Genomic DNA, 5,906 nt, shown 5'->3' with positions numbered 1-5,906 from the left:
GCCTGGTACAGGCGTTCCACGCAGCCGAAGCTTCGCTGCGGCGTATCCCAGGCGATGACATCGAGAGTGATTTCCGTCCCGTGTGGACCGCCGTTGCCGATCTGGACGGTGATGGCCGCGCAGAGGTCATCTATCTCTACACATCGACCTATACCGGTGGCTCGTTCGCKCAGAGCAATGTGGTGGCGGTGATGACCGCGTTGAGCAGGAACGACCCGCGTGGCCAGGAGAACCCGAAGAGTCTGTCGCCGGTGGAGGCAGAGGATTTCGCCGCCATCCGCGCTTCAGGCTACGGCGATGACGCGGGTGAGCAGATTCCTGGTGCGGTGCACTCCATCAGGATCGAAGGTGACCGCATCATCGTCGCGTTCAAGGTCGCTGCCGGTGCACGCACGTGCGATGTCGTGGATTACAAGCATGTCTGCCCGCCTGATGGCGACTATGTCTGGACCCTGCGCTGGACCCCGGGCAAGCTGACCCGCGCCGACTAGCCCTGCGCTGACGGCAGCGCCAGGCAATGCCTGGCGCCACCGCAGCCACTCAGGCTGGGGTCACCTGTTCCGGTTCGGCCACGTCCGGCAACGGCGGCAGGGCGCGGTCCACCGTGACCGGTGCATCGCTCTTCAACAGCGCGGCCGCCTCCTTGTCGCAGCCCACGGCCGGCGGCGAACCACGCAGCGGCAGGCCGGCGGTTTCCTTCACGAAGATCATCGTGATCAGGCCGATCACCGCCGCGCCCATCAGGTAGTAGGCCGGTACCAGCGGATCGCCCGTGCGTTCCACCAGCCAGGCGGTTACCAGCGGCGTTGTGCCACCGAACAGCGACACAGAGACGTTGAAGGCGATCGACAGAGCGCTGTAGCGCACCGGCGTATAGAACAGCGCCGGCAGTGTGGACGGCATGGAACTGGTGAAGCACACCAGCGCCAGGCCCAGCAGCATCAGGCCAAGGAAGATCAGCCAGTCGTTGCCGCTGCCCACCAGCAGCAGGCTCGGCACCGCCAGCACCAGCAGCGCGATGCAGGCGCCGATGATCATCGGGCGCCGGCCCAGCTTGTCGCTGAAAAGGCCACCCACGATGTTCAACGGCATCATCACCAGCATCACGATGATGATCAGCAGCAGGCCCTTGCTCTCCGCATATCCCATGGTCACGCTCAGGTAGCTGGGCATGTAGGTCAGCAGCATGTAGTCGGTCACGTTGAACACCAGCACCAGGCCCATGCAGACGATCAGCTGGCGCCCGTGCACGCGGAACAGGTCGACCAGGCCGGGGCGCTCATGGTCGCGCTTCTCGGCCTCTTCGGCGAACGCGCGGAACGCTGGCGTTTCCTCCAGCCGCATGCGCATGTACAGACCCAGCAGGCCGAGTGGGCCGGCCACCAGGAACGGAATGCGCCAGCCCCAGTCCAGCATCTGTTCGCTGCTCAGCAGCATGTGCAGTGCGGTCACCGTACCGGCACCGGCGATATAGCCGCCCAGCGTGCCGAACTCCAGCCAGCTGCCCATCAGGCCGCGGTTGCGGTCGGTGGAGTACTCGGCGATGAAGGTCGCCGCACCGCCGTACTCGCCGCCGGTGGAAAAGCCCTGCACCACGCGTGCGAGCAGCAACAGCACCGGCGCCCAGATGCCGATGCGCTCATAGGAGGGAATCAGGCCGATGGCGAACGTGCCCAGTGCCATCATGATCATGGTGAAGGCCAGTACCTTCTGGCGCCCGTAGCGGTCGCCCAGGGGCCCGAAGACCATGCCGCCCAGCGGACGTACCAGGAAGGCCACAGTAAACGTGGCGAACGCGGCGATCACCTGTGCGGTGGGGTTGCTGGACGGGAAGAACACCTGGCCGATGGTGACGGCAAGATAGCCATAGACACCGAAGTCGAACCATTCCATCGCATTGCCCAGTGCAGCGGCGCCTACGGCGCGCTTAAGCATGGGTTTGTCGACAACGGTGATCTCGTCGACCTTCAGATGGCGGCGGCGTTTGAACCAGCCGAAATGGGCATGGGCATCGGAGTTGTCCTGCATGGGGACTCCCTTGGAAGAATGGAAATGGCGTTGGAATGGGCGGTACGAATGTCCCGGAATTCGGAAACGGCGATGCTGGCGCAGCAGGCGCAGGGGCATCGGATGGAAGACCCGGAAGGGGGCGAAAGGCGTGTGCGATGAAACGCCGCGCACGCAACACGCATTGCCCGCTGCCAGAACGCAGAGCGACATGCAGGACGAACGGATGGGTCCGATTACGTGTCAGCGCACGCGCGGGTGGGGCAGGCGCAGGGAACAGGCGGGGCAGGGCCCGCAGGCGTCATCCGCCGGGATCCAGCGCGAGGCGATGGAAAGGCGAGGGAGAGGCAATGATGGAAAGCGAAGCGCCGGTCGGCAGTGCTTCCCGCAGGCCAGCAACAGATGCTGACGTGCAGTGGGTCGTGTCGATCATGCGTTCATGATAACGGTTACAGTGTGAGCGTGCCGAGAATCGCGTCAGTACAAACGCAGCGTTCCATGTTGCCTGTTCATGCACATGACCCACGCACATCGAATGAACATGTTGTGCTCGCTTCGCTCACGCCATGGCTTTTACGGTGGTCACGAACCAACGCAAGGAGTAACGCATGACCCGTCGCATTCCCGAAGGCACCTTGGTTATCGTCGCCGATGGTGGCTCGGCCCGCGTGTTCACCAACGTCGGCAACGAGCACAAGCTCACCCTGAAACAGGAAGGCGAGCTGCGCCTGCAGGACATCAGCGAACAGGGTGTGTCCGGTCAGGGGCCATCCGGTGCGGTGCCCAAGGACATGTCGATCTCGCAGCTCAACGAGGCGACCTTCGCCAAGCAGGTGGCCGAGCAGCTCAATGAAGACGCGCTCAACAACCGTTATGCGCATCTGGTGCTGATTGCCGATCCCACCACGTTGGGCCGCATCCGTCCGTTGCTGCATAAGGAGACGCAGGCGCGCTTGCTGGCCGACATCGCCAAGGATCTCACCAACGCGCCGCTGGAAGACATCCAGCGCACGCTGCAGGCGTAACCGGCATGCCCTTCATGCGTGACCATGTGGCAGCCGAGCCGGCCCGCGCGGAGGTGGATGCGCAGGCCGGTTGGCTGTTGCTGGAATTCGGTGCACCGTGGTGCGGCCATTGCCAGGCTGCACAACCGGCACTGCAGGCTTTCGTCGAGGCACATGATCTGCCGCACTGGAAAATCGAAGACGGCAAGGGCAAGCCGCTGGGCCGCTCGTTCCAGGTGAAGCTGTGGCCGACCGTGATCCTGCTGCGTGATGGCACGGAAGTTGCGCGCGTGGTGCGGCCGGTGGATGCGGCAGATCTCGCCACACTGCAGAGCGCGCTGCCGGATTGACCGGCTCCTGTAGAGCCGAGCCCATGCTCGGCTTGCTCCGTCACCAACCGTAGTGCTCGATCACACCAGAGTCGAGCATGGGCTCGGCTCTACACGCTTCAATGCAGCGTCACCCGCACATGCTGCTCGCGAAGTTCATGCAGCAACCGCCGGCCATGCTGGCTCAGYGCCATCATCGCAACACTGATCTTCTGCGCGCTGTAACCCGGGCGCAGATGTGCCTGTGGGTCGGCCGGTTCGTTCTCGCCGATCATCATCGCCATGCCCTCGGCGGTGTTCAGAGCGTGCTCGATGCGGAAGAACAGGGATTCCATTTCGGGGTAAGGATGGGCGGTTCATGCGACATGCGATGGCTCCTTGAGGGGACGTGGCCACCGCAAGGGTGGCGGGCGGTGCGGGGTTGGAACTTCGGCTGAGCTCTGGGAAAAGCCGGAGGGCCATGCGGCCGCCGCGCACCGCCCGCCGTAGTCACGGCAAGCAGCTCCCGTAGCTCATTCCGGGGTTCCAAGCCCGGCAGCGGTGTTCGCGCTGCGCGGATACCCTGCGCACGCATTGGCGGTCTGTTCCACCCGGCATTGCATCTGGACGTCTCCATTTACGGGCTGAGTTGTCTCAGTAGTGCCCATTCCGACAACCGCTTGCGCATTCGCATCGAAATGGGTCTGCCAGCCCTGGCAGCATCCCTTCAATTCCAGTGTCGATCCATCCAATCGGTTGCGGATGCACGCGTTGAAGGCGGCATCCGCACTGCAGCATGCGACACCGCCACCCCGGTGCTAGGATCTGACCACCACCTGAATCGATCCAAATGCCGATGCCCACGCTGGACCGTCGTCTCCTGATCGCTGTCGCCGCCACGGCGATGTTCGCCTCCGGCCTGGCTGCGGCCGCCCCGGCCAAGACCTCCGCCGACAAGGCCTATGCCTCGGTCGATCCCTTCATTGGTACCGGCGGTGAGGGGCACACCTATCCCGGCGCAACGGTGCCGTTCGGCATGGTCCAGCTCAGCCCGGACACCCGCATCCAGCCGCGCGAGAAGGCCTACGGCTGGGCGGCGGGCTATCGTTACGACGACAGCAGCATCGTCGGTTTCTCGCACACGCACTTTTCCGGCACCGGTCATTCCGATTTGGGCGACATCCTGCTGATGCCGTTCACCGGCAACCCTGGCCTGGAACGCGGCGACCCTGAAAAGCCACGTAGTGGTTACGCCTCGCGTTTCCGCCACGATGACGAGAAGGCCGAACCGGGCTATTACGCGGTCACCCTGGACGACTACAAGGTGCGCGCCGAGCTGACCACCAGCGCCCGCGTGGGCGTGCATCGCTATGCGTTCCCGAAGGGCAGCGAAGGCAAGGTGCTGCTGGACATGCGTACCAGCATGTATGACTACCCGGGCAAGATCCTGTGGTCGCGGGTACGCGTGCGTGGCGATGGCACCATCACCGGCTTCCGCGAGACGCGTGGCTGGGCCGCCGGCCGCCAGCTTTATTTCGCGATGCGCTTCTCGCGGCCGCTGGCCAGCCACGCGCTGCACAACACCGAACAGGACATCGTCTACAAGGGCTTCGCGCCCCCGGGCGAGAAGGACCCGGCGCAGCGCGCGCAGATCGAGGGGCGGCAGCTGGTGGGCACCTTCGACTTCGGCAAGCTGGATGCACCGCTGGTGGTGAAGGTGGCCATTTCGCCGGTCAGCGAGGCGGGCGCCATCGCCAACCTCGATGCGGAAGTGGCCGACTTCGATTTCGACCGTGTGCGCGCGCAGGCGAAGCAGGAGTGGACGCAGGCGTTGTCGGTGCTGGATATCGATGCACCCGAACACGCGCGTCGCAGCGCGTACACCGCGCTGTACCACACGCTGCTGGGGCCGACGCTGTTCATGGATGCCGACGGCCAGTACCGCGGCGCTGACAACGCCGTGCACCAGGCCAAGGGCTACACGAACTATTCGACGTTCTCGCTGTGGGATACCTACCGGGCGCTGCACCCGCTGCTGACCCTGGTGCAGCCGGAAAAGCGCAACAGCGATTTCGTCAACTCGATGCTCGCCCATCATGAGCACAGCCCCTACGGCATGCTGCCGGTGTGGTCGTTCCACGGCCTGGAAGACTGGTGCATGATCGGCTACCACGCGGTGCCGGTGATCGCCGATGCCTACGTGAAGGGTATTCGCGGCTTCGACGCGGACAAGGCGCTGAAGGCGATGGTGCAGACCGCCAACTACGGCCCTTACGATGGCATCGCGCAGTACCGTGAGCTGGGCTACGTGCCGATCGACGAGGAGGGCGAAGCAGCCAGCAAGACGCTGGAATACGCGTTCGATGACTGGACCATCGCGCGCATGGCGCAGGCGATGGGCAAGACCGATGTGGCCGCAACCTTCGACAAGCGCGCGGGCAACTGGCGCAACGCCTTCGACAAGGACACCGGCTTCATGCGTGCGCGCAAGCGCGATGGCAGCTTCCGTACGCCGTTCGACCCCAGCGCCAGTGGCTACGGCACCGACTACACCGAAGGCAATGCCTGGCAGTACTCATGGTACGTG

At 64.4% G+C, this 5,906-nt stretch carries 6 protein-coding genes; 4 read left to right on the top strand and 2 right to left on the bottom strand.

The annotated features are described in order from the left end of the window. Nucleotides 1-491, top strand: a 491-nt coding sequence (locus tag AB4Y84_RS10945; protein ID WP_442250125.1) for a hypothetical protein, incomplete at its 5' end; no start/stop codon positions are given. Between the two features lie 49 nt (nucleotides 492-540). Here the strand turns inward: AB4Y84_RS10945 and proP are convergent. Continuing rightward, on the bottom strand, nucleotides 541-2,028 hold the full coding sequence (gene proP / locus AB4Y84_RS10940) for a glycine betaine/L-proline transporter ProP (protein WP_033831231.1): 1,488 nt from the start codon (nucleotides 2,026-2,028) through the stop codon (nucleotides 541-543). 587 nt (nucleotides 2,029-2,615) lie between these two features. Here proP and AB4Y84_RS10935 point away from each other — a divergent pair. Continuing rightward, entirely contained in the window at nucleotides 2,616-3,032 is a 417-nt protein-coding gene (locus AB4Y84_RS10935) for a baeRF12 domain-containing protein (RefSeq protein WP_025874400.1), read from the top strand. Between the two features lie 5 nt (nucleotides 3,033-3,037). After that, nucleotides 3,038-3,361 (top strand): thioredoxin family protein, encoded by a 324-nt coding sequence (locus AB4Y84_RS10930; protein ID WP_025874401.1) that lies wholly within the window; start codon nucleotides 3,038-3,040, stop codon nucleotides 3,359-3,361. A 98-nt stretch (nucleotides 3,362-3,459) separates the two neighbouring features. Here AB4Y84_RS10930 and AB4Y84_RS10925 read toward each other — a convergent pair whose 3' ends face one another. Beyond that, entirely contained in the window at nucleotides 3,460-3,675 is a 216-nt protein-coding gene (locus tag AB4Y84_RS10925) for a hypothetical protein (protein WP_442243665.1), read from the bottom strand. 494 nt (nucleotides 3,676-4,169) lie between these two features. On the opposite strand from AB4Y84_RS10925, the gene AB4Y84_RS10920 reads away from it, so the two are divergent. Next, on the top strand, nucleotides 4,170-5,906 hold a 1,737-nt coding region (locus AB4Y84_RS10920), incomplete at its 3' end, for a GH92 family glycosyl hydrolase (RefSeq protein ID WP_442250124.1).

The sequence above is a fragment of the Stenotrophomonas sp. 2YAF22 genome, assembly GCF_052114665.1.
GTDB classification, from domain to species: Bacteria; Pseudomonadota; Gammaproteobacteria; order Xanthomonadales; family Xanthomonadaceae; genus Stenotrophomonas; species Stenotrophomonas indicatrix.
Note: the sequence above shows the minus strand (reverse complement) of the source record. Positions and strands in the feature narration are given on the sequence as shown.

Excerpts from the sequence above, each read along its gene's own strand:
- proP (WP_033831231.1), bottom strand. The coding sequence starts at position 2,028 with ATGCAGGACAACTCCGATGCCCATGCCCATTTCGGCTGGTTCAAACGC.
- AB4Y84_RS10930 (WP_025874401.1), top strand. The coding sequence starts at position 3,038 with ATGCCCTTCATGCGTGACCATGTGGCAGCCGAGCCGGCCCGCGCGGAG.
- AB4Y84_RS10935 (WP_025874400.1), top strand. The coding sequence starts at position 2,616 with ATGACCCGTCGCATTCCCGAAGGCACCTTGGTTATCGTCGCCGATGGT.